This is a genomic window from Nocardiopsis sp. iso_186 (assembly GCF_056173365.1).
Genome location: NZ_CM149670.1, coordinates 1,075,106 through 1,095,887, shown reverse-complemented (window position 1 = coordinate 1,095,887; position 20,782 = coordinate 1,075,106). Strand labels below are relative to the sequence as shown.

Sequence of the window (20,782 nt, the reverse complement as noted above, 5' to 3'; positions counted from 1 at the left end):
CCGCCACCAGTCCCTCCCCCACGGGCACCTGCTTCCGTGCCGTCGGACGACACGCGCGGCCCGCCTCCCGGACGAGCAACGGCCCCGAGGCCGTGGAACGGACCTCGGGGCCGGGGATACCGGTCGGGACGGCTCAGCCGACGGGTTCGGGCTGGGCCGGACGCGACAGCGTGTAGGAGAGCAGGGTCTTGAGGACGTTGCCGCTGGAGGCGCGGTCCCGGGCGTCGAACTCCAGGATGGGGACCTCGGGCCCGACCTCGACGGCCTCGCGGATCTCCTCGATGGTGTAGCCGATCTCACCGTCGAACTTGTTCAAGGCGATGACGTAGGGGATGTTCTGGTTGCGTTCGAAGTAGTTGACCGCGTCGAAGCAGTCGGCCAGTCTTCGGGTGTCCACGACGACGACCGCGCCGACGGCACCGCGTACCAGGTCGTCCCACATGAACCAGAACCGCGCCTGGCCCGGCGTGCCGAACATGTACATGATCAGCTCGCGGTCGAGCGTGAGCCGACCGAAGTCCATGGCGACGGTGGTGGTGACCTTCTCCGGCGTACTGGACGTGTCGTCGTGCTTGACGCTGGCCTCGGTCATCACCGCCTCGGTGGTGACCGGTGGGATCTCCGACACCGAGCCGACCAGGGTGGTCTTGCCCGCGCCGAAGCCGCCCGCGATGACGATCTTGGTTGACATCATCGACGAAGCGCTATTGGAAGAGACGTTCGAGGCCACGGAGCGCCCTTTCCAGAACTTGGTTCTCAGACGGGCTGTGCCCGGTGATGGTCGGGTGAATGTAAACGAGTCCCTGGTCGGCCAGGTCGCTCAGGAGCACCTGGGTCACCCCCAAGGGAATCTTGAGCTCCGCGGCGACTTCGGCAACGGAGCGGGCTTCCGCGCACAGCACATAGATGCGCTGCGACTCCGGCATCAGGTTGGCCGGCGGCTCGTTTGCGGGATCGGCGGTGGAGACAAGGGTCTGCACCATCAGCGGATGACGCGAACGGGTTCGCCCGCCGGTGAAGGTGTAGGGGCGGATCCGCGTGCCCCGCCTCCTGCGATGGCTCCTCATAGGGTGTGCAACCTCTTCATGATTCGCTCCGGGATGGGGAGACCGTTGAAAAGCGCGGTCAACGGACGACGACCTCACGCAGCTGTGTACGCAACTGCGGGGTCAGGACGTGGCCGGCGCTCTCCACGAGCAGCGTCATCTGGTAAGCGACGATCTTCATGTCGGCCTCTGCCGAGGTCAGGACGGCCAGCGAGGAACCGTCACTGATGGACATGACGAACAGATAGCCGTGTCTCATGCGCAGGATGAGCTGCTCCGAGTCTCCTTTCCCGAACATCCGAGCCGTTCCGTCGGCAAGGCTCTGCAGGCCGCTGGCAATAGCGGCGAGCTGTTCGGCGTGTTCCTCGGGAAAGTCTCGGGAGGCGGTGAGGAGCAGCCCGTCGGAGGAAACGACGACCGCGTGCTCGACGCCTGGCACCTCAGAGACGAAGTTGGAGATGAGCCAGGTGAAGTTCTCAGCGCTCTCACTCAAGCGGTTGTCCATGTCCGTCCAGCTTCTGGTTGTGGCGAGGGAGGTCGCAGGGCCCGGTTTTACCGGCTCCCGCTACTCGTCTTTGGTTGCGGCGCGCTCGCCCTCGAGGAAGCCCTCGAGGTCGGCGCGAATGCGTTCGGCTCGGCTCTCCGCGTCCTCGGGCTCCCGCGCGGTGTCATCTGCGGAGCCCGGTGTCGGCAGAACCGGGACCGGCCCGGTGGGCCGGTTGGACCCACGGCGCGGGAGGCCGGCCGAGGTCGTGGCGGACGCGTCATCGGGGTTGGCGCGCTGGCTCATCCGCGGCGGCTGGGCGGGCCGGATCGGGTCGGGAACCACCACTGGGGCCTGCTCCTCGGGCTCGGCGACGGGTACGGGACCGGTCTCACTGAGCAGTTCCGCGGGAACGACGACGTGGGCACTCATTCCGCGGAACGCCCGCGCCTGCAACTGGACTTCGAGCCCGTAGCGGTGCGCGATGCGGCTGACCACGTAGAGGCCCATGTGTCGGATGGTCTGCTCGTCGAGGACCGGGCTGCCGCTGAGACGCTTGTTGAGAACCTCCAGGTTGGCCTCGGGAATTCCGATCCCCTCGTCCTCGACCGTGAGCAGCAGGCGCTCGCCGGCCATGGCCTGGGCACTGATGACGACCTGCGCGTGGTCGGGGGACTTCGCCGTGGCATTGTCCATCAGCTCTGCGAGCAGGTGGCTGAGGTCGTCGGCGATGCGGCCCGAGATGAAGATCTCGGGCAGCCGCCCCAGGCGAACCCGGTCGTAGTCGCTGATCTCGGAGATCGCGGCACGGGAGACGTCCAGCAGCGGAACCGGCTCCAGGCTCGGGTCACCGGTGTCCTGCCCGGCGAGGACCAACAGGTTCTCGCCGTTTCGCCGCATACGGGTGGCGAGGTTGTCGATCTTGAACAGCTGTTCGAGCAGTTCGGGGTCCTCGGTGGTGTCCTCGAGTTTCTCGACGACTGCCAGCAACGAGTTGACCAGGGTGAGGTCGCGCATCGCAAGGCTGGCGAGGGCCTCACTGATCAGGTCGCGACTGGGAACGCCGGGCGCCGCCAGGGCGGGCTCAGCAGGCTCCGGTGCGACGGGCTCGGCGATACCGATCGAAGCCGGTGTTTCCTTCAGCTCCGGCTCCCGCGGCTGAGGGGCGGCCGAGGGTCCACCTGAGCGAGCACCGAGTCTGCGCAGAAGACGCAGCGCCTTGCCTCGAAAACCGTTGGAGGCGCCAGACTCGGCCTTCATCAGGTGCGACAGTGGATGATCGGTGCGCTGAGCCGGTGATGGCGCCTGTGCCACAGCACATCTCCTCGTTAGTTAACAGGGGGGCTGACCAACGACGGTGAATCGGCGGTACGGCACCGTCTCCACGCAGGTACGACCCACCCGATCAGCCGGGATGGTGTGCACCGGCCACGTAGAGAACGTTCGCCGAACCGGGAATGGACTAACGATCATACGGTGATCGCCACCACTCAGTCGGTAAAACGCCGACTTTAACCGCCGATATACAACCGAATCGGCGGTCACACTAGCACAAAAACCCTTAGCCGGTCAGGGAAGTGCACGCTTTCCGAAGTACCGGGCAGACAACGACCAAAAGCCCCTAAACTTCCTTTTTGCCATCTTTGCCCCGCATCTCTCGAAGCGCAACCTCCGCACCGCCGCCGAGCGGGTCGCCCACGCAAGCCCCACTCCGCAGGGACTCTAGGTTTTCATGAAGAGTGACGATCGTCACTCCCGCCGATCCTTGGCCCCCGAATCCCCGGACGGCTTTTTTCTACCATTCGACCGACGCGGATCGTGAGGCCGAATCACTCTTCATCTTTCCGAAAAAACATCATCCGTCTTTTGGTGCATTCTTCCGAAGCGGTTCGGCGCCCCTTCGCAACCCGACACGCAATCACGTCGGCGCTTCGGAAAATCCCTACCGCGGTCCGACCGGCGAATTTTCCGGTACAACGGACAACCGCTCCTTCACCTGCGATGTCACGAACGGTGGGAGCCTGGTGACGCCTACGGCATCCGGTGTTCGAGGTCCGGCCGAGGCCGCGCGGCACCTCGCCCCCGCACGGCCCAAAGATCTACCGGACCTGCTCGATGGCCTTGAGAATGCGCTTCTCCGACACCGTGTAGGCCGTCCCCACCTCTTGGGCGAAATAGCTGACCCGCAACTCCTCCAGCATCCAACGAATGTCCTCGTGGGCAGGACCGGGAGGTACTCCCGGTGCGAGCCCGTCCACCAGTCGCTGATACGCCTGGCGCATCTGCTCGACCTTGGCCATACCGACCTGGTCGCGCCGCGGGTTCTCCGGCAGTTTGGCGAGCCGGCGGTCGGCTGCCCTGAGGTAGCGCACCAGGTCCGCCAGCCTCGGGTAACCGGTGGTCGTGACGAACCCCGGTCGAACCAGTCGGGCCAACTGGGCCTGGATGTCGGCCAACGACGGCAGCACCGCAAGACTCGTGGTGCCCTTGAGTCCCCGTTCCAGGGTCTGCGCAGCAGCCAGAATCTTCTCGACCACCGCGACGATGGCCATCGTGCGCTCCACCAGGCCCGTGCGTACGTGTTCGTGCAACCTGGCGTACGCATCGGCGTCCCAGACCGGGCCTCCCGCCTCGGCGACCAGGGAGTCCACTCCGGCCGAGACACAGTCGTCGAGCAGAGCCTGGACCGAACCGGCAGGGTTGCGGCTGAGTGTGAGCTTGCTCTGGTTGCCGAGATGACGCTGCACGAACGCGGCCGGGGAGGGGACGTTGAGAAGAAGCATGCGCCTCGTCCCGGCGACCATGGCATGCGCCTGGGCGGCCTCGTTGTCGAAGATCCGGACCCCCGCGCTCTGTCCCTCGTCCACCAGCGCCGGATAGCCCTTGACGACGTGTCCGGCCGTGCGGCGTTCGAAGGTGCGCTGCAGCGTCCCGAAGTCCCACGAGGTGAGGCCGCTGCGTTCGATGCCCGCGGCCTCCGCCGAGATCGCCTTCTGCAATTTTGGCTGCAGCCTACGCCGCAGCGCTTCCAGGTCTTTTGCCTCGGCGAGCTTGCGGCCCCTGCCGTTGACCGCGCGGAAGGTGATGCGCAAGTGGTCGGGCACCCGGTCCAGTTGCCAGTCCTCGGCCGATACCCGGGTGCCGCCCATCGCGCTCAGCTCACGGGAGAGGGCATCGATGATCGGCTCGGTGTAGGGCGTGAGCTTGCCCAGTACCGAGCGGGCGTGGTCGGGCACCGGCACGAAACTACGCCTGATGGGCTTGGGCAGCGAACGCAGCAGAGCCGTCACCAGTTCCTCGCGCAATCCCGGGATCTGCCAGTCGAAACCATCGGCCGCGACCTGGTTGAGCACCTTCAACGGGATGTGCGCGGTGACGCCGTCGGCCTCGTTGCCCGGCTCGAACTGGTAGGTCAGCGGGAAACGGTGGTCCCCCTGATTCCAGAAGTCGGGATAGTCGTCCTCATTGACCCCGGCCGCCGAGGTGTTGATCAGCATCGACTTCTCGAAGTCGAGAAGTTCGGGGCGTTCCCGCCTGGTCCGCTTCCACCAACTGTCGAAATGCGCCGCGGAGACGACCTCGGGGGCCAGCCGCTGGTCGTAGAAGTCGAAGAGCGTCTCGTCGTCCACGAGGATGTCGCGGCGGCGGGCACGGTGCTCCAGGTCCTCGACCTCGCCGAGCAACGTGCGGTTGTCGTGGAAGAAGCGGTGGTGGGTCTCCCACTCACCCTGGACCAAGGCGTGTCGGATGAACAGCTCCCGGGCGACGGGCGGGTTGACCCGGCCGTAGTCGATCTTTCGCTGGGCCACGATGGGGACGCCGTAGAGCGTCACCTTCTCGTAGGCCATGACCGACCCACGGGTCTTCTCCCAATGTGGTTCGCTGTAGCTGCGTTTGACCAGGTGGGGCGCAAGGTCTTCGGCCCATTCCGGCTCGATCCGGGCGTTGACCCGGGCCCACAGCCGCGAGGTCTCCACCAGTTCGGCCGACATCACCCAGCGCGGCTGCTTCTTGAACAGCGCCGACCCCGGGAAGATCCCGAACCGCGCGCCACGCGCCCCCACGTACTCGTGTTTCTCCGGGTCCTTGAGCCCCACGTGCGAGAGCAACCCCGACAGCAGCGACACGTGGACCCGCTGAGGGTCGGGCAGGGTGTCGTTGATGCTGACGCCCAGGCCGCGGGCGATCTGCTTGAGCTGCGAGTAGATGTCCTGCCACTCGCGAACCCGCAGGTAGTTCAGGAACTCGGCCTTGCACATCTTGCGGAACTGGTTGCCCGACCGTTCCTTCTGCTGCTCGCGCAGGTAGTTCCACAGGTTCAGATAGGAGAGGAAGTCCGATTCCTTCTCGGCGAAACGGGCGTGTTTCTCCGCGGCCAACTGCTGCTTGTCCACGGGGCGCTCCCGCGGGTCCTGGATGGACAGCGCCGCGGCGATCACCATGACCTCGCGGGCGCAACCGTTCTTCTCCGCCTCCAGGACCATCCGGCCCAGGCGGGGGTCAACCGGAAGCTGGGCGAGTGTGCGGCCCATCGGGGTGAGGCGCCGACGCGGATCGTCCTCGTCGGTGTCCAGTGCGCCCAACTCGTGCAGAAGCGAGACACCGTCCTTGATCTGACGGTGGTCGGGGCCCTCCACGAACGGGAAGGCGGCGATGTCGCCCAGCCCCAGCGACGACATCTGCAGGATGACCGAGGCGAGGTTGGTACGCAGGATCTCGGGCTCGGTGAACTCCGGGCGGGAGAGGAAGTCGTCCTCGGAGTACAGCCGAACGCACACCCCCTCCGAGACACGTCCACAGCGTCCCTTGCGCTGGTTGGCCGATGCCTGCGAGACCCGCTCGATGGGCAGGCGCTGCACCTTGGTCCGGTGGCTGTACCGCGAGATTCGCGCGGTACCGGGGTTGACGACGTACTTGATGCCGGGGACCGTCAGCGAGGTCTCGGCGACGTTGGTGGCCAGCACGACGCGGCGCCGCGTATGGGGCTGGAAGACACGGTGCTGCTCCGCCGAGGAGAGTCGCGCGTACAAAGGCAGGACCTCGACCGCGTGCGGACTGTTCTCGGGGTGTCTGCGGCCCAGGTGCTTGTCCAGGGCGTCGGCGGTGTCACGGATCTCCCGCTCTCCGCTGAGGAAGACCAGGATGTCTCCGGGGCCCTCCGCGCAGAGTTCGTTGACGGCGTCGCAGATCCCCTGTGTCTGGTCGCGGTCGTTGACGGCGGCCGGGCCGTCCTCGTCGTCCTCGACCTCGCCTTCGGCGGCCAACGGCCGGTACCGGACGTCCACCGGGTAGGTCCGCCCCGACACCTCCACGATGGGGGCGTCGTCGAAGTGTCGGGAGAACCGCTCGGGGTCGATGGTGGCCGAGGTGATGATGATCTTGAGGTCGGGACGGCGCGGCAGTAGTTGCTTGAGGTAGCCGAGGATGAAGTCGATGTTGAGGCTGCGCTCGTGCGCCTCGTCGATGATGAGGGTGTCGTAGGCGCGCAGCATGCGGTCCTGCTGGATCTCGGCCAGCAGAATGCCGTCGGTCATCAGTTTGACCAGGGTGTCGTCGCCGGACTGGTCGGTGAACCTGACCTTGTAGCCCACCGCTTCACCCAACGGGGTGCGCAGTTCCTGCGCGATCCGCTCGGCGACGGTGCGTGCGGCGAGCCGGCGTGGCTGGGTGTGGCCGATCTGGCCGAGGACTCCGCGGCCCAGTTCGAGGCAGACCTTGGGCAGCTGGGTGGTCTTGCCCGATCCCGTCTCGCCGGCCACGATCACGACCTGGTGATCGCGCACGGCAGCGAGGATGTCGTCCTTCTTCTGGCTGACCGGCAGCTCCGGCGGATAGTCAACCCGCGGGGCGGCGGCCCGACGCCGCTCGACGCGTGCCAGTGCGGTGTCGATATCGGCGGTGATCGCCTTGGCGACCGCCAGGCGTTTCTTGGGATCACGGATCTTTCCGGCCCCCTCGATGCGGCGGCGGAGTCGATGCCGGTCGCGCGGCATCAGCTCGGGCAGTCGTCGTCGGAGATCGGTGAACGGGGAGTCAACAGGCGGCGTTTTCATTCCATTGGCAAGGATAGGCAGCCTGGCAAGCGGTTTTCGACCGGGTGGGCAAACACGGGGAAGAGCTCGTCCGCTGCCTGGGGCGATGGGGGGATTGCCGAGGTCGCCGTGGGGGCAATGAAGGAGGCACGGGCTTCACCGAACGAAGCAGAACAGGGGGACGAGATGTCCGTGGTTCCGCAGGACCGGGTGGCGATCCTGACCAAGCGCTCTTTCGCACACGTGGCAACGATCGGGCCGGACGGCGAGCCCCAGTCCAACCCGGTGTGGATCGACTGGGACGGCGAGTTCGTCAAGTTCAGCCAGACGACAGGACGACAGAAGTACCGCAACTTGCAGCGCGACAACAGGATCGCGCTGTCGGCGCACGATCCGGACGAACCCCACCGGTACCTGGAGATCCGTGGACGGATCGAGCGGGTCGAGGACGACGTTGACAACGCCTTCATCAACAAGATGGCCAAGAAGTACATCAATCAGGACGTCTATCCGTGGGAGCAGCCCGGCGACCACCGTGTGGTGCTCTACGTCCGGCCGGAGCACGCGACCAAGCAGTGAACCGGCGACGGGTCGAGGGGCCGGGAGTTCCCGGCCCCTCGACCGCGGCTAACCGAGGCGGACGATACGGCCGCTGCCGCCCTCGGGGTAATCGACAGCGGTCACGCGACCGGCCAGGTCATCGGTGAGGTAGCCCAGCAGTGCCTGCTGGTAGGTCAGACCCACCGAGGTGAAGGGCAGACCGCGGAACGGATACTGGTCGCCCCCGCGAGCGGAGAAGTCGTTGGTGACGACCGGGATTCCGGCCCCTTCCACGACCGCGCCGTCCATCACGAGGACGGTGCCGTCGTCGAGGACCACGTCGCGCACGCGCTCGCCGGCCCGGGTGACGGTGCCCTCATCGGTGACCTGCTGAGCGGTCCGGGCGACGTCGTATTCGAAACGTAGTCCGGCGACCTGGGCGAAGCGTCCGTCGGCCGCGGGGGAACTGGAGACCGCGTTCTCCAGGAGCTCCTTGAGCTGGGCCCTGGGGACGTCGGAGACGACCGCGACGAAGTTGGAGAACGGCGCGATCGAGTAGGTGTCGAGTTCGGTGACGCCTCCCGCGGGGATCAGCGAGTTGTTGCGGATACCACCGCTGTTTTGCAGCGCCACCTGCGGGGGTGCGACCCCGTACTCCGCGGCTTGGTCGCGCCCGGCGTCCAGAAGGGCGTCTGCCAACAGGTTGCCCAGGTTGGTCTCGACCGTGCGCACCCCCGGGTCGCGGCGGCCTTCGAGCGGGGCGTCGCTGGTGGCAACCACGTTGGCCTCCAGGCCTTCGACGTAGGCGGCAACGGGTTCGACGACGGTGCGCTGGACCTTGCGGTCGGGGGCGACCGCGTCGGGGGCGAGGCCGGAGACGCGGACGGGGTCGGAGCGGTCGGCGACCGAGAGGACCCGGCCCTTCTTGTCGAAGTTCACGACGAGGCGTCCCACGTATTTGTAGTCGCCGTTGGTCGTGACGATCGGCACGGTGGCGCCGCCGGCGTCCTTCGCGTAAAGGGGGTAGGCGAGCGGTTCACCGGTCGTGGGGTCGGTGGTGACGGTGTCCCCCGGAACCAGGGGCGCATCCGGTGTGGCCAGCAGCTCGCCGCCACCGCCGCCGATCACGACGTTGACGTTGCGCAATTGGGGGACGAGTGCGCGCTCCTCCTGGATGTCCTGCAGGTGGGAGACGAGGATGATCTTGTCGATGCCCTTGCGGGTCAGTTTGTCCACCTGGCCCTGGACGGCATCGCGGACCTCACCGATGACGACGTTGCGCGGGCTGGAGAGGGAGGCCAGGTCAGGGGTGACGGCGCCGACGACGCCGATGCGCTCGCCGTGCTCCTTGACGACCGTTGCGGGTGCGATCCGACCGCGGCGCTCCAACTCGGCGAGGGAGGGCTCGGGGCCGACGTCGAGGTTGGCGGAGAGGAACGGCGGCTTACCGGGGTTGGTTCCAGGGGTACGTTCTATGGCTATGAGCGAACAACCAATCCACGTCAGTTATTCCCGCATCTCGGACGACAAAGAACGGGTCGGGCGCGGCGCGGGCAGGCAGGATCAAGCCATCGTCGCCTACGGCAGGCAGGTGGGAACACCCATTTCTGAGTCCTTCAGTGACCCCGACACCTCGGCGTTCTCACACCGGCCCGCGTACGAACGCTTGCTCACACTCATGGAAGCCGGGCGCGTGGCGTCGGTGACGTTCTTCCATGCCGACCGGCTCCACCGAAACACCGAGGAGCTTCCCCGGTTCATCCGCATTGCGCGACGTCACAAGGTCGATGTCGTGAGCGTGTCCCGTGGCGGCTCCTACGCGCTGGAGACTGCCGACGGCCGCAAGGCGCTTCGGGACGACACCAGCGGAGCCCAGCACGAATCCGAGCACAGGGGCGAACGGGTCACGGAAGCCCGGCGCGGGCAGGCGGAGGACGGCATCCACGGCGGAGGACGTCGCCCTTACGGTTGGGGCTTGCCGACAGGCCGCATGGAGGTAGTCCGCAAGGGGCGCGCCAAGCTCGAACGCCCCGAGGTTGACTACAACCAGCACAACCCCGAAGAGGCTGAGGAGATGCGGGATTGGGCCAACCGGCTGCTCAGGGGTACATCGGTCCGGTCCCTACTTGCCGACTTGCGCAACCGTGGCGTCCTCACGGTTGCGCAGAAAAGCGACATCGCGGCCACGGGAACGACCACGCGAAGGGGTTGGGACCGGGCAACCGTCAAGAAGTGCTTGACGTCGCCCCGGGCGTCGGGGCACGCAACCTACCGGGGCGAGATCACTAAGCGGGGTGCTTGGCCGGAGATCATCCCGGAAGCACAGCGTCTCGCCCTCATCGCCATTTTTAGCGACCCCGACCGCAAGACCGGCCCGGGAAACACGCCGCGCCACCTTGCCTCAATGCTCGTGACCTGCGGAAAGGAAACCTGTCGGGGCAGCTACACCGCCAACACGGCCCACGGGAAGCGAGTCTACAAATGTGACATCTGTGGTGCTCAGAGATTGGCCGATCAGCTGGACTTGGATCTTGAAAACCTGGTGCTGACGGCCCGGACGGTTGACCGTGCGAGCACAGACACCCCCGTGGATGTCGCGGACCTAGAGGCGCGGCTCGCGGGTTTGCAGGCGGCAAGGGCGGCATTCGTCGGGTCGTTGGCGCACACTCCTCCCGGCACACCCGGTGCCCCTTCGTTGGAGGAATTCCGGCAGATGTTGGGCGGCTATGACCGCCAGATAGCCCCGCTAGCGGCGGCACTGGCAGGCGAAGCGTTGGCGGGGGGTCTGGAGAACGTGGCGCTCGCGGGTGAGTACCCGGCCAGGTGGGCAGCAATGTCCCTAGGAGAGAAACGGGCCGAGATCCGGGCGACGTTCTCCCTGATCGAGGCACTACCGAAAGGCAGGGGCGGCAACCCGCGCAAACTCACGGCGGAGCAACAGGAGGAGCAGGACGGGGTCCACCAGACCGCAGTTTTGCGGCTGGCGGAGCAAGGCGGGGAGTCCGACGTCCTGAAGCTTCGCGTTCACCTCAAGCAGCCCCGATAACCCCACCCGAAGCCCCCCGTGCCGACCAGCGCGGGGGGTTTTCGCGCTCTTACGAATGCAAACTAAAGCCTATCAAAGGGCGGTGCCATACGGCAGGGGGAAATGCCGCCCCCACCTGCGCTTTTACTCTTTTCCAGAGTGGTTTGGCGCGTGTGTTCGTTCGTGTAGTACCGCCACATAGTGGGGAATCTCCCCTTGCCACGTAGCCTTGGCATGGAGGTGAAAAAATGAACGAGCACGACTTAGCGGTACTGGTCGCGAGAAATCGGCTAAACGCGTTGAAGCGGTGGCGAGAACCGGGCGACCTAGCGGTTCAAACAGCTTTCGAGAAGCTCCGCGTTACACAACTCCGGCGCAACCTCGCGGAGGTTCTGGCGGGGCGGATGTTGGCCGAGAGTGACCGGGTCGAATTGGCGGAGCTTTTGCTCACCGCGAACGACCTCAAGCTTTAGCGGCACGGGAATCAGCCACCCTAGCTGCGATACCTCGGATGAGGTGCGCGGCGCTTGACGGCTTGAGAAGGGCCCTGGATGGGGCGCGGGATTCATGCGTGGATGCGCAGCCAACTACCAACTAAGAGAGAAAGTGCGTCCACGATGAATTACGAAGAGCGGCTTGCTGATATCAAGTCCCGGTGGGATTTTTTCCTGTACAAGTTCGGCCCCTATCACCCGGAACTCGATGAAATCAACAAAGAGTACTGGGCGCTGCTCAGGGAGCAAGACGACCCCGAATATTTCTAGAAACGAAAAAGGCGACCGGTGCCACTCCGGTCGCCTTCCCAGCCTGCACAAAGGACCTGTTATGACTGATTATACAGCACCGACTGTACGAACGCTGACCCCTGAGCACGGGGACTACCTCAACCGCCACGCGGTGAATTCCGAAGTCGTTCGGACGGTCGGCGTCTACTCGGCAACCACTGTTTCTGATCTCCCGGAAGATTTCCGCTCCTACGGCGAGAAGGCCGTTCCTTCAATCGTGTTTCCGCACACCGCACCTACAGGGGGCGTCACTTATCAGATCAGGCCGGACGCCCCGCTAATCATTGAGGGAGAGTCCCGGAAGTACCTTCAGCCGAAGGGAACGGGCTCCCTTCTCAATTGGCTTCCGGGGAAGTCCAACAAGGTTGTGCACCTCGTTGAGGGGACGAAACAACAGCTCGCCATGCGGTCGTATGTCCACGAGGACGACGGCATTCTCGGAATCGGTGGCTGCTGGAACTGGTCGGCCGCCGACCTGCTAATTCTGCAAGATCGGAACGTGCTCCTGTGGCCTGACGCCGACGTCACCAGCAGCACGCAGGTGTACGACGCATTCGCGGCCTTGTGGCGCGACCTGAACGAATCTGTAGGCGTTCTCTCCGTGGGAATCGCGACGCACTCTGGCCGGGCGAAGGAAGGTATCGACGACGTTCTGGCCAGGTGGCCTGAGGCGGACCGCGCCGCGATGATCAGGCGAGTCGTCGCAGCGGCGAAGGAGAAGCTACCCCGACGCCCGGCCGCGCGGCGCGACACCGGCGAATTCCTCAGTGAGCGCGGGGGAATCAAGATCGAGTCGCTGGCTAGGGCCATCATGGAAACGACGCCTTGCCTACTGGATGCGGAGGGTGAGGTCGCCGTTTACGACGGGGCCGGAACCTACTCGACCCGAGGTGGCCGGGCCGTTTCCATCGCCGTTTTGGAACGGCTTGGTGACGATTTCACGGAGGGAGCGGTCCGTTCCGTCGAGGCGGCTGTGAAGAATATTCTTACGACCCGTGGCGGGCACATTCCCGGACTGCTTCCGGAACCGATGATACCGTTCGACGATGGTGTGTACTTGATCAAGGAGAAGGCGTTTGTCCCGCACGACCCCAGTTTCCGTCTGGGTTGGAAGCTGTCGGTTCCTTACCGGCCAGACGCAGAATGCCCCTACTTCCTGGAATGGCTAGAAGACCGGGTTGGCGAAGATCAAGCCGGTCCGCTGCTCCAGCACTTGGCGACATTCATCGAGGGATCCACAGTTCCGTCTCGCGGCGTCATGACTTTCGGACGCAACAGGACGGGAAAGAGCACCGTCTCGCGGATCCTGGCCGAACTGATCGGATTGGAGAACACATCTTCCGTCAGTCTCCAACAGCTAGCATCAGACCCATTCGCGGCGGCAAACCTTCAGAACAAGCGCCTCAATCGAGATAACGATATGCACTCCGGTGCGCTGGACAACATCTCGATTTACAAACAGCTGACCGGTGCCGACAGCATCAACGCGAACCGGAAGCATGGCAAGCAATTCCAGATGCGGTCTACGGCCGCCTGGATTCTCACATGTAACGAGATCCCGGCCGTTGCCGACGCACAGAGTTTCCTCACCAGGATCCATCCAGTCCGATTCGACAAGTCCTTTCTCGGCAACGAGGACCCGGACGTTGAGAAGCGCATTATGGCGGAACTCCCCGGCATTGCTGCCCTGTTGTTGCGAACCGGGGAAGAATCTGGATGGAAGCCCGCAATGGCACCAGAAGCGGTCATCCAGGAGTTCGCCCACGCAACTGACCGGGTTTCCCAGTTCCTCGCGGAGATCTACACCGTTGCCGACGCGAAAGAGGGTCAAACTGTGCCGTCCGTCCTCACGAAAGCCGAGGTCGCGACCCGATTCAAGAGCTGGGCGGAATCCAACGGCTACCAGCCGATCGGCCGGAACAAACTGGCGACTCGAATCCTCGCACAACCCGGAATCGTCGAGGTCAAGGACTCCCGCAACCGTCGCGGGCTGAACCTCATGCCGCAAGACCCCTTCGAGTGATCGATCCGGCAGTTTTGAATCAGCCTGTTTCCCCAGCTCAGTAGGGGTTTCCGGCAGTTTTGGAGACCGTCCGGCAGTTTTCCGGCAGTTCTCCGGCAGTTCTCCGGCAGTTCTCCGGCAGTTTTGAATCAGCCTGTTTCCCCAGCTCAGTAGGGGCTTCAGGACTGATTTAGAGTCAATCCGGCAGTTTTGAAGCTGAAAAACTTTTAACTACACGGCTACTCGTTTCTGTGTATCCCCGTTACAGCGCGGACTCTTCAGAAAAAGTGCCAAAACTGCCGGATTGACTCTAAATCGGCCCGAATCCCTTGTCTACCAGGGGTTATAGCTCCGGCACTTTTTCCGAAAAGACTGCCGGACGGTCTCCAAAACTGCCGGAAACTGCCAGCTACCGTCAACCCAAGGTTGACCATGCGTGGTTCCCGCCCGGAGCTCTGACCGGCCGGTTGGCCCCACTTGACCAGCAATAACAACATCGACAGTCCAGTACCACAACGAAAGCAACGGAGTACCACATGGAATACAACGAGAACCGCAACGACCGTGTTCGTCAGCTTCGCCGACAGGGATTCGATGGCCCGACCATCGACCGGATGCTCCGGGCCGAGGAGAACCGCCGTGTCCACGAAGAGGCGGAAGAAGCCCGCCGACGGTCCCGTCACGAGGCCACCGTCAAGAGGCAGCGGGCCGAACGCGACCGGGTGCGTGACGGTCTGGCGGCCTTTGCCGACCGGATTCGTCAGGGCGGCCGGGACGACTAGCCCTGACCAGACCGGCCCCGTACTTCGGTGCGGGGCCGTCGGTGTTTGTGGGGGTGAACGAATCGGACCCCCGCATCGTTGCAGGCGTCATTACTAATGACCCCTCCGCTGACCCGCCCGGGTGGCGGAGAGTAAACATCACAATCCGTGATGGAGATGCATATCTGATCTTTGGTTCTTGTTGGATGCGTAAGCGCTCCCGCTCTATAGAAAATGCATAGTTACCGTTTTGATCTCAAGGAATATATAACCAACGCGAGCCGAAATTTTCTTATTCTATATACTGTCTGTAGTCAAGTAGCTGAATCTGGTATACAGAGAGTGAATATAGCTTGAGATCAAAAAGTGAATGTATATGTTTTTTCGAGCTGAGTGGGAGACGTATTCAACGAGAGCCAGTGATCAAACGGAGCATCAGACCCCCTACTTATTACTGAGAGTGATGGTAGAGGGCTTCTTGGCCGGGCCTTAAGGCTTCAAAAATGATGCAGGAATTGGAGCGGGGTGGGTCCCCCCAAGGCCACGGGGGTCGCAAGAGGTACTTTTCCCATCACAATGCCCAGCATCCCCGGCCGCACGGCTCAATCCACCGTTCACAGACGGCCCAGCAGCCTGTCCCCCTACCTGAGTGTGGCCCCCCGATTTCTGGGCCGTCTGTCGCGCCACCGTGACCAGGGGTGTCGGTAATGCCGACCCCTGTCCGGGCGTGAGCGGCGGATTCGACCCTGCCGACCGCAGTCGGCCGCCACCCTGTCCGGGGGAGGTCGCCCCGTGGTCGGTGTGCGCGGTCGAACGGTCGCTTGTTCGTGGCCAAGAAATTCTGATCGATCATCATGACGAATCGTCGGACCAACCGGCCGCCCCTGACCCCCCGCCAGAGCCCGCATAGCCCGGATCCTGACCCCTGATAAGTAAACGTTATCGCGGGTCAGACGTGCTACCTTCCCGAATGACTTATATGCGTACTTTCTGCCCGTTTGCCACTTTGACCGGTGGCGTTCACCGAACCGCAGTCGGCCGGAAAGGGTGTCGGCTACCCCACCCAACATCGTCAGTACCGATGTTGCCGCCCTTAGGCGCTTCTAGACCCGCCGCGTGCCAGATCGACGGCAACGAGAAGGGTGGGCACGCGGCGCCCACCCTTCTCGTTGCCAAGAGCCCGGCCGCTCCCTCTACGGCCGGGCTCTATCGCGTTGACCCTGCCCCCTCAACAGGGTCAGCGCTTGGGTGGTGGCTTGTCGCGCGGGCATGAGTGGCTGCCCGGCTGGATTTTGATGAACGTCCGGCCACACCGGGGGCACGTCCAGTTCAGCGCGGTACCCGGCGGGTCTTTGGGACGGGCCACGGTCTAGCGGGTCTTCGTAGCCAGCACGGCCCGCACCCGTTCGGCCATTCGCCATTCGGCACCGACAGGCAGGATCGGGTCAACGTCCTTCTCGCCCCACACGATGACCCACCACCGTCCGCGTAGGGCTGTGGTCAGCGTCTCTGCGCCCAACAGGCACGTGACGCGCTTCGCGGGTACGTCGGGGAGGACAGTGACCCCCTTGGCGCGCAACGCCTTGTGGAGGTTGTGAAGGGCCGTCGTGGTGGCGTCGTCGGTGAGCAGTTCGGGGGCTTCAGTCGTCGTCATATCCCTACGGTCTGCCTACCTGCGTCGGCGCACCATAGAACGCACGTAAGCGGGCTGTGACGTCCGAGGTAGTGGCGCGCTGTAGTGGTTCACGACACGGTTGTAGTCATGACGACTGAGAACCATTCACGGTGGGTGCGGTTCGGCGCGGACCTCAAGCGGGCACGGCTGGTGGCAGGCGTTTCACAAGCTCGGTTGGCGTCTTTGACGGGTTGGTCCCCGTCGATGATGTCTGCGCTTGAGAGAGGAACACGGGTACCCAAACGGGACCATGTGGATGCACTCGACCGCCACCTCAACACAAACGGCGCACTGCTTCGGCTGTGGGCGGGGCTGGTCAAGGACGACGGTGGCGCTGAATGGTTTCGGGAGGTGGTGGTACTTGAGCGAGAAGCGTCGGAAGTCCGAGAGTTCCAAAGCATTCTCGTCCCCGGTCTGTTGCAGACCCCGGCCTACTCCGGGGCCTTGCTGACCAGCGGCCGACCGTGGGAGGAACCGGCGAAGATCGCTGCCCTAGTGAAGTCACGCGCGGCGCGGAAAGCGATCATGAACCAACCCGGTCGGCCGCTGCTGTGGTTCGTGATCGACGAAGTGGCACTCACCCGACGCGTGGGCGGTGTTGAGGTCATGCGTGAGCAGCTGGAACACCTGATCAGCCTTGTCGAGTCGCGGACCGTCCGGCTACAGGTTGTGCCGCGCGATACGCCCGACCACCCTGTTTTGAGGGCACCGTTTCGGCTCATGGCGTTTCGAGATCGACCGTCTGTTGCCTACGTGGAACATGCGCTAGGTGGGGAACTGGTTGACCTGGCTAGGGACGTCGAGGAACTGGGTACATTGTTCGGGGCGCTTCAAGCCGAAGCGCTGTCAGTTGGTCAGTCCTTGAGCCTGATCCGGTCGCTACTTGAGGGATACGAGCATGAGTGAACCGAACTGGCGGAAGTCTTCCTACAGCGACAGCACGGGCGGCAACTGCGTAGAGGTCGCAGAGACGGCCCACACGGCCCTGATCCGTGACACGCAGAACCGCGACCACGGGCACCTCGCGTTCGGCCACGACGCGTGGGCGGGGCTGGTGCGGGCGGTTCGCGCCGACGCCATATAGCAAAAAAGAAGCCCCGTGGCAATAGCTACGGGGTTTCTTTTCTGTAACGAATTGGTCTCTATGTATCTTTATTAGCGGATTCCGGCTTACCCGGGACTCCCGAGACGAAGTCGGCCAGCACATCGGGGCCGAAGTCGAACTCGTGGTTGCCCAGGGCCAAGGCGTCGTAGCCGATGTGGCCGACCGCGATGGAGTCGTAGAAGGGGACACCGCGGTCGAGGCTTGCGGCGAACTGGGGGCCGGCCAGGAAGTTGTCGCCGGAGGAGAGTGTGACGACGCCGCGATTGGTACGGGACTCGCCTTGGCGGGCTGCCGCGGGACGCTTCTCGGCCTTGCGCAGCTTCTCGACCAGGGTGGTGAAACGGGCCACGCCCCCGTAGTTGGCGTCAGCGGGGGCACCGAGCAGTTGGGACTCCCCGTCGTTGGCGTGCAGGATCGTCAGGGTGAAATCGGTTGTGACCGCGCCCCGGCCGCCGCTGTGGGCGGTTGCCGGCTGGGCCGCCGCGGTCAGCACGGCCGAGGCGAGAAGGAGCGCCCCAGCCGCCCTGGCTATGGATCTGGAGGATGTCGGCATGCATGACTCCCGAAAGGAATGGCCTGGTTACCCACTGTCCTGGAAGGCATAAATGCTAGGGCAGGGAAGATGACCAAAAAAGTGGCAGAGGTAGCGATTTGGCTACCGATAGGGCAATTGCCGGACACGCCGCTACCGGCGTTGCACCTCTGACCGGGGCCGGATCAGGCGGTGGTGTCAGAAGACTCGACCGACGGGCGCTCCCGATGCAGCAGCAGGCCGAGACCGCTCGCGGCGAGCAGGACCACCCCTGCGACCAGAATGACGGCGGCACCGCCGATCGCTCCGTCGGTCCAGTCCCAGATCGCCTCGGGAACGGCAAGGGTGACCCCGATGACCCCGGTGACCAGCAGGATCCAACTGCGCTCCCAGCGGTACAGCAGCAACGCGAGTGCGGCCACGACCAGGGTGAGCCCGTAGAAGACCTCCGCCAGGTCCGTGTCGGAGAGTGGCACCTGGACGCCGAGAAGGGCGAGCGCGGCACCGACCCCCAGCCCGACCCTGCGGTTGGGCAGCACCCCAGAGAGTGCGACGACGGCCCACACCAGCCCCAGGGCCAGGACGCTCAACCCGTAGGGCAACGAGGAGTTCCACGCCCCGAAGAAGTCCCACGTGGACGTGACCGCCCACAGGCTGAAAACGGCACAGGCCAAGAGACCGACGACCGTGGGCGCCGCCGCGTATCCGGCCACTGCCAGGACGAGTCCCACCAGGGTCGGGGCGAGGAAGGAGTCGGGTTCGAGGGCCACCCCCATGGCCATGGCCGCCGTGCAGGCCGTGAGCACGAACAGGGTCCCGGCGATACGGCGGCGCGCATCGGTCATGGTCGCCGACCCCAGCAGTCGTTCCCCCGCGGCGACCAGTCCACCGACTGCGGCCACCAGGGACACCGCCACCAGCATCGTGGTGCGCAGGACCTGGGTCAGATCGTCCCAGGAGGCCGAGACCAGCGCGACCGCTCCGGCGAAGACCAGGCCGCCCCCCAGGAAACCGACGAGCTCCGTCCAACGGACTCCGGCGCCGCTGTCCTCTGCAGCGCGCAGCGCTTCGGTGACCGCGGTCGCCTGGGAGGGGGTGAGAACCCCGTCGTTGACGAGACCGTGCAACGCGTGCGCGCGGGCTTCCGCGCCGTCCTGGGCCATATGATCGGCTCCTCTTTCGCTGGGTGTCGCGATGAACGACCCGACACTCCCATCCTCGCTGCCGCGCGCTCCAGTGACACCCCGCCGGGTACTCAATCACGGAAGTGAGTAGCCGGCCCGCCCCTCGGTGGTGCGGTGGACCATCGCGTTCTAAGCTCGGTCCAGCCCCCGCCCTCGCGACCATGGGACGGACGTCCGCGTGACAGCACTGCCCCCAGCCCGGTTCCCCGCCGTCCTCCCCGCGTCAAGGCACACGTCGTGAAGGCGCGTGGCCCGCGTCGCCTCGGTCGGCTGCACGCCGAGGACCCGGCCGAGATCGGCGGATACCGGCTGATCGGCCGGGTCGGTACCGGCGGGATGGGGACCGTGTACGCGGGTGCGGGCTCCGGGATCGACGGCTATCTGGCGATCAAGGTGATCCACCCCGAGCACGCGGTCGACCCCGAGTTTCGGCAGCGGTTCGCACGGGAGGCCCGACTGATGGTGCGGGTGGACAGCACATGCGTGCCACGGTTCATCCATGCCGACGTCGAGGCCGGACAACCGTGGCTGGTCACCGAGTTCGTGGCCGGTCCGACCCTGCGCCACCACGTGGAACGGTTCGCGCCGCTGCGGCGCGGCATGCTGCTGGGGTTGGCGGCAGGGGCCGCAGAGGCGCTACGGGCGATTCACACGGCGGGCATCGTCCACCGTGACCTGAAGCCGAGCAACGTGATCCTGGCTCCGGGGGGACCCAAGATCCTGGACTTCGGTATCGCCCAGGCCGAAGAGGACGCGACCCTGCATCTGCGGCTGCGCCGGATGCGGCGGCGGGCCAGAGCACTGGGGATCACGAACCCGCCCGATACACCGATGCGCCCCGGTGGGCCCGACTCGGCCGCCCCCCGCAGACGCAGCCAGTTGGGCACCCCCGGCTGGATCAGCCCCGAGCAGTACAGGGGGTTGCCGGTCACCGAACGCTCCGACGTCTTCCTCTGGGGTGCGTTGGTGGCCTTCGCAGCGGCCCGGCACGACCCTTTCGGGCACGGCACCCCCAAGGAACTCGCCGCTCGCGTCCTGAACGAGGAGCCCGACCTGTCGGGCCTGCCATCCGGGCTGGAGCAACTGGTTCTGGCCGCGATGGCGAAGAAACCGGCCGACCGCCCCACTCCCGGTGAGCTCTTGGCCGCGGTGCTGCCCATGGCCGGCCCGCCGCCCTCGCCTGACGCGACGGAACGCACCCGGGTACGCGCCCTGCTGGATGCGGAATGGACCGGGGTGTACGCCCGTCTCCCCAAACCGCCTCTTGCCCTGCCATGGGCGCGGGACACCGGGAACCGGCCGCGCAGCAGCTGACACATCAGATGCGTCGGCGCAACGGCGTACCAACGGTCACGAGCGCGGCCCGGGTCGGTCGAACCGGGTACCGAAACACCGAAACCCCCGGCCGGTACGCGATGATCAGCGTCCTGCCGGGGGCGACGAGGTGTCCTGCGGTGCGCCATCAGGGACTTGAACCCCGAACCCGCTGATTAAGAGTCAGCTGCTCTGCCAATTGAGCTAATGGCGCCTGTCGCGGGGCCTCACGGCGTCCCTTTCGACGAGGGAAACTCTACCCGATCAGCGGGACGAACCGTGCACGCCATCGCGAGG

At 65.0% G+C, this 20,782-nt stretch carries 18 protein-coding genes and 1 tRNA gene; 9 read left to right on the top strand and 10 right to left on the bottom strand.

Going from position 1 to position 20,782, the window contains the following annotated elements:
* Window positions 1-133 precede the first annotated feature (133 nt).
* The 5 genes from AC0VYP_RS04960 to hrpA all read right to left on the bottom strand — a co-directional run bounded on the left by AC0VYP_RS04960 (window position 134) and on the right by hrpA (window position 7,583).
* Complete coding sequence (locus AC0VYP_RS04960) at window positions 134-691, bottom strand: GTP-binding protein (protein ID WP_475474163.1); 558 nt, start codon at window positions 689-691, stop codon at window positions 134-136.
* Between the two features lie 13 nt (window positions 692-704).
* Window positions 705-1,067, bottom strand: a complete 363-nt coding sequence (locus AC0VYP_RS04955; RefSeq protein ID WP_285758943.1) for a DUF742 domain-containing protein — start codon at window positions 1,065-1,067, stop codon at window positions 705-707.
* 58 nt (window positions 1,068-1,125) lie between these two features.
* Window positions 1,126-1,551: a roadblock/LC7 domain-containing protein gene (locus tag AC0VYP_RS04950; protein ID WP_285758942.1), complete on the bottom strand. Its 426-nt coding sequence runs from the start codon at window positions 1,549-1,551 to the stop codon at window positions 1,126-1,128.
* Between the two features lie 60 nt (window positions 1,552-1,611).
* Window positions 1,612-2,844, bottom strand: coding sequence for a sensor histidine kinase (locus tag AC0VYP_RS04945; RefSeq protein WP_475472728.1), 1,233 nt, complete (start codon window positions 2,842-2,844; stop codon window positions 1,612-1,614).
* Window positions 2,845-3,629: 785 nt separating this feature from the next.
* Window positions 3,630-7,583, bottom strand: a complete 3,954-nt coding sequence (hrpA, locus tag AC0VYP_RS04940) for an ATP-dependent RNA helicase HrpA (RefSeq protein ID WP_475472726.1) — start codon at window positions 7,581-7,583, stop codon at window positions 3,630-3,632.
* Between the two features lie 165 nt (window positions 7,584-7,748).
* On the opposite strand from hrpA, the gene AC0VYP_RS04935 reads away from it, so the two are divergent.
* Window positions 7,749-8,141: a PPOX class F420-dependent oxidoreductase gene (locus AC0VYP_RS04935; RefSeq protein ID WP_285758938.1), complete on the top strand. Its 393-nt coding sequence runs from the start codon at window positions 7,749-7,751 to the stop codon at window positions 8,139-8,141.
* Between the two features lie 48 nt (window positions 8,142-8,189).
* On the opposite strand, the gene AC0VYP_RS04930 is transcribed toward AC0VYP_RS04935, so the two are convergent.
* The gene (locus tag AC0VYP_RS04930) at window positions 8,190-9,491 is read right to left on the bottom strand and encodes a bifunctional metallophosphatase/5'-nucleotidase (protein WP_475472724.1); all 1,302 of its coding nucleotides are present in this window, start codon (window positions 9,489-9,491) and stop codon (window positions 8,190-8,192) included.
* A gap of 85 nt (window positions 9,492-9,576) precedes the next feature.
* Here AC0VYP_RS04930 and AC0VYP_RS04925 point away from each other — a divergent pair, with 85 nt between their 5' ends.
* The 5 genes from AC0VYP_RS04925 (at window position 9,577) to AC0VYP_RS04905 (ending at window position 14,696) form a co-directional block, all read left to right on the top strand.
* On the top strand, window positions 9,577-11,148 hold the full coding sequence (locus AC0VYP_RS04925) for a recombinase family protein (protein ID WP_475472722.1): 1,572 nt from the start codon (window positions 9,577-9,579) through the stop codon (window positions 11,146-11,148).
* Window positions 11,149-11,375: 227 nt separating this feature from the next.
* Window positions 11,376-11,600: a hypothetical protein gene (locus AC0VYP_RS04920; RefSeq protein WP_475472721.1), complete on the top strand. Its 225-nt coding sequence runs from the start codon at window positions 11,376-11,378 to the stop codon at window positions 11,598-11,600.
* 144 nt (window positions 11,601-11,744) lie between these two features.
* On the top strand, window positions 11,745-11,891 hold the full coding sequence (locus AC0VYP_RS04915; protein ID WP_475472719.1) for a hypothetical protein: 147 nt from the start codon (window positions 11,745-11,747) through the stop codon (window positions 11,889-11,891).
* Window positions 11,892-11,952: 61 nt separating this feature from the next.
* Window positions 11,953-13,935 (top strand): DNA primase family protein, encoded by a 1,983-nt coding sequence (locus AC0VYP_RS04910; protein WP_475472717.1) that lies wholly within the window; start codon window positions 11,953-11,955, stop codon window positions 13,933-13,935.
* A 515-nt stretch (window positions 13,936-14,450) separates the two neighbouring features.
* On the top strand, window positions 14,451-14,696 hold the full coding sequence (locus AC0VYP_RS04905; protein ID WP_475472715.1) for a hypothetical protein: 246 nt from the start codon (window positions 14,451-14,453) through the stop codon (window positions 14,694-14,696).
* 1,348 nt (window positions 14,697-16,044) lie between these two features.
* On the opposite strand, the gene AC0VYP_RS04900 is transcribed toward AC0VYP_RS04905, so the two are convergent.
* Window positions 16,045-16,329, bottom strand: a complete 285-nt coding sequence (locus tag AC0VYP_RS04900) for a hypothetical protein (RefSeq protein ID WP_475472714.1) — start codon at window positions 16,327-16,329, stop codon at window positions 16,045-16,047.
* A gap of 108 nt (window positions 16,330-16,437) precedes the next feature.
* On the opposite strand from AC0VYP_RS04900, the gene AC0VYP_RS04895 reads away from it, so the two are divergent.
* Window positions 16,438-17,256, top strand: a complete 819-nt coding sequence (locus AC0VYP_RS04895; protein ID WP_475472712.1) for a helix-turn-helix domain-containing protein — start codon at window positions 16,438-16,440, stop codon at window positions 17,254-17,256.
* Window positions 17,249-17,434, top strand: coding sequence for a DUF397 domain-containing protein (locus AC0VYP_RS04890; protein ID WP_475472711.1), 186 nt, complete (start codon window positions 17,249-17,251; stop codon window positions 17,432-17,434). The genes AC0VYP_RS04895 and AC0VYP_RS04890 overlap by 8 nt, the downstream gene beginning before the upstream one ends.
* Before the next feature lie 58 nt (window positions 17,435-17,492).
* Here the strand turns inward: AC0VYP_RS04890 and AC0VYP_RS04885 are convergent, their stop codons facing one another.
* Entirely contained in the window at window positions 17,493-18,008 is a 516-nt protein-coding gene (locus AC0VYP_RS04885) for a hypothetical protein (RefSeq protein ID WP_475472710.1), read from the bottom strand.
* A gap of 164 nt (window positions 18,009-18,172) precedes the next feature.
* Window positions 18,173-19,150 carry a DUF2157 domain-containing protein gene (locus AC0VYP_RS04880; protein ID WP_475472708.1) on the bottom strand — a complete coding sequence of 326 codons (978 nt, stop codon included), beginning with the start codon at window positions 19,148-19,150 and terminating at the stop codon, window positions 18,173-18,175.
* A 258-nt stretch (window positions 19,151-19,408) separates the two neighbouring features.
* On the opposite strand from AC0VYP_RS04880, the gene AC0VYP_RS04875 reads away from it, so the two are divergent.
* Window positions 19,409-20,485 (top strand): serine/threonine-protein kinase, encoded by a 1,077-nt coding sequence (locus AC0VYP_RS04875; RefSeq protein ID WP_475472707.1) that lies wholly within the window; start codon window positions 19,409-19,411, stop codon window positions 20,483-20,485.
* Between the two features lie 141 nt (window positions 20,486-20,626).
* Here AC0VYP_RS04875 and AC0VYP_RS04870 read toward each other — a convergent pair.
* Window positions 20,627-20,699 (bottom strand) — tRNA-Lys (locus tag AC0VYP_RS04870).
* Window positions 20,700-20,782 lie beyond the last annotated feature (83 nt).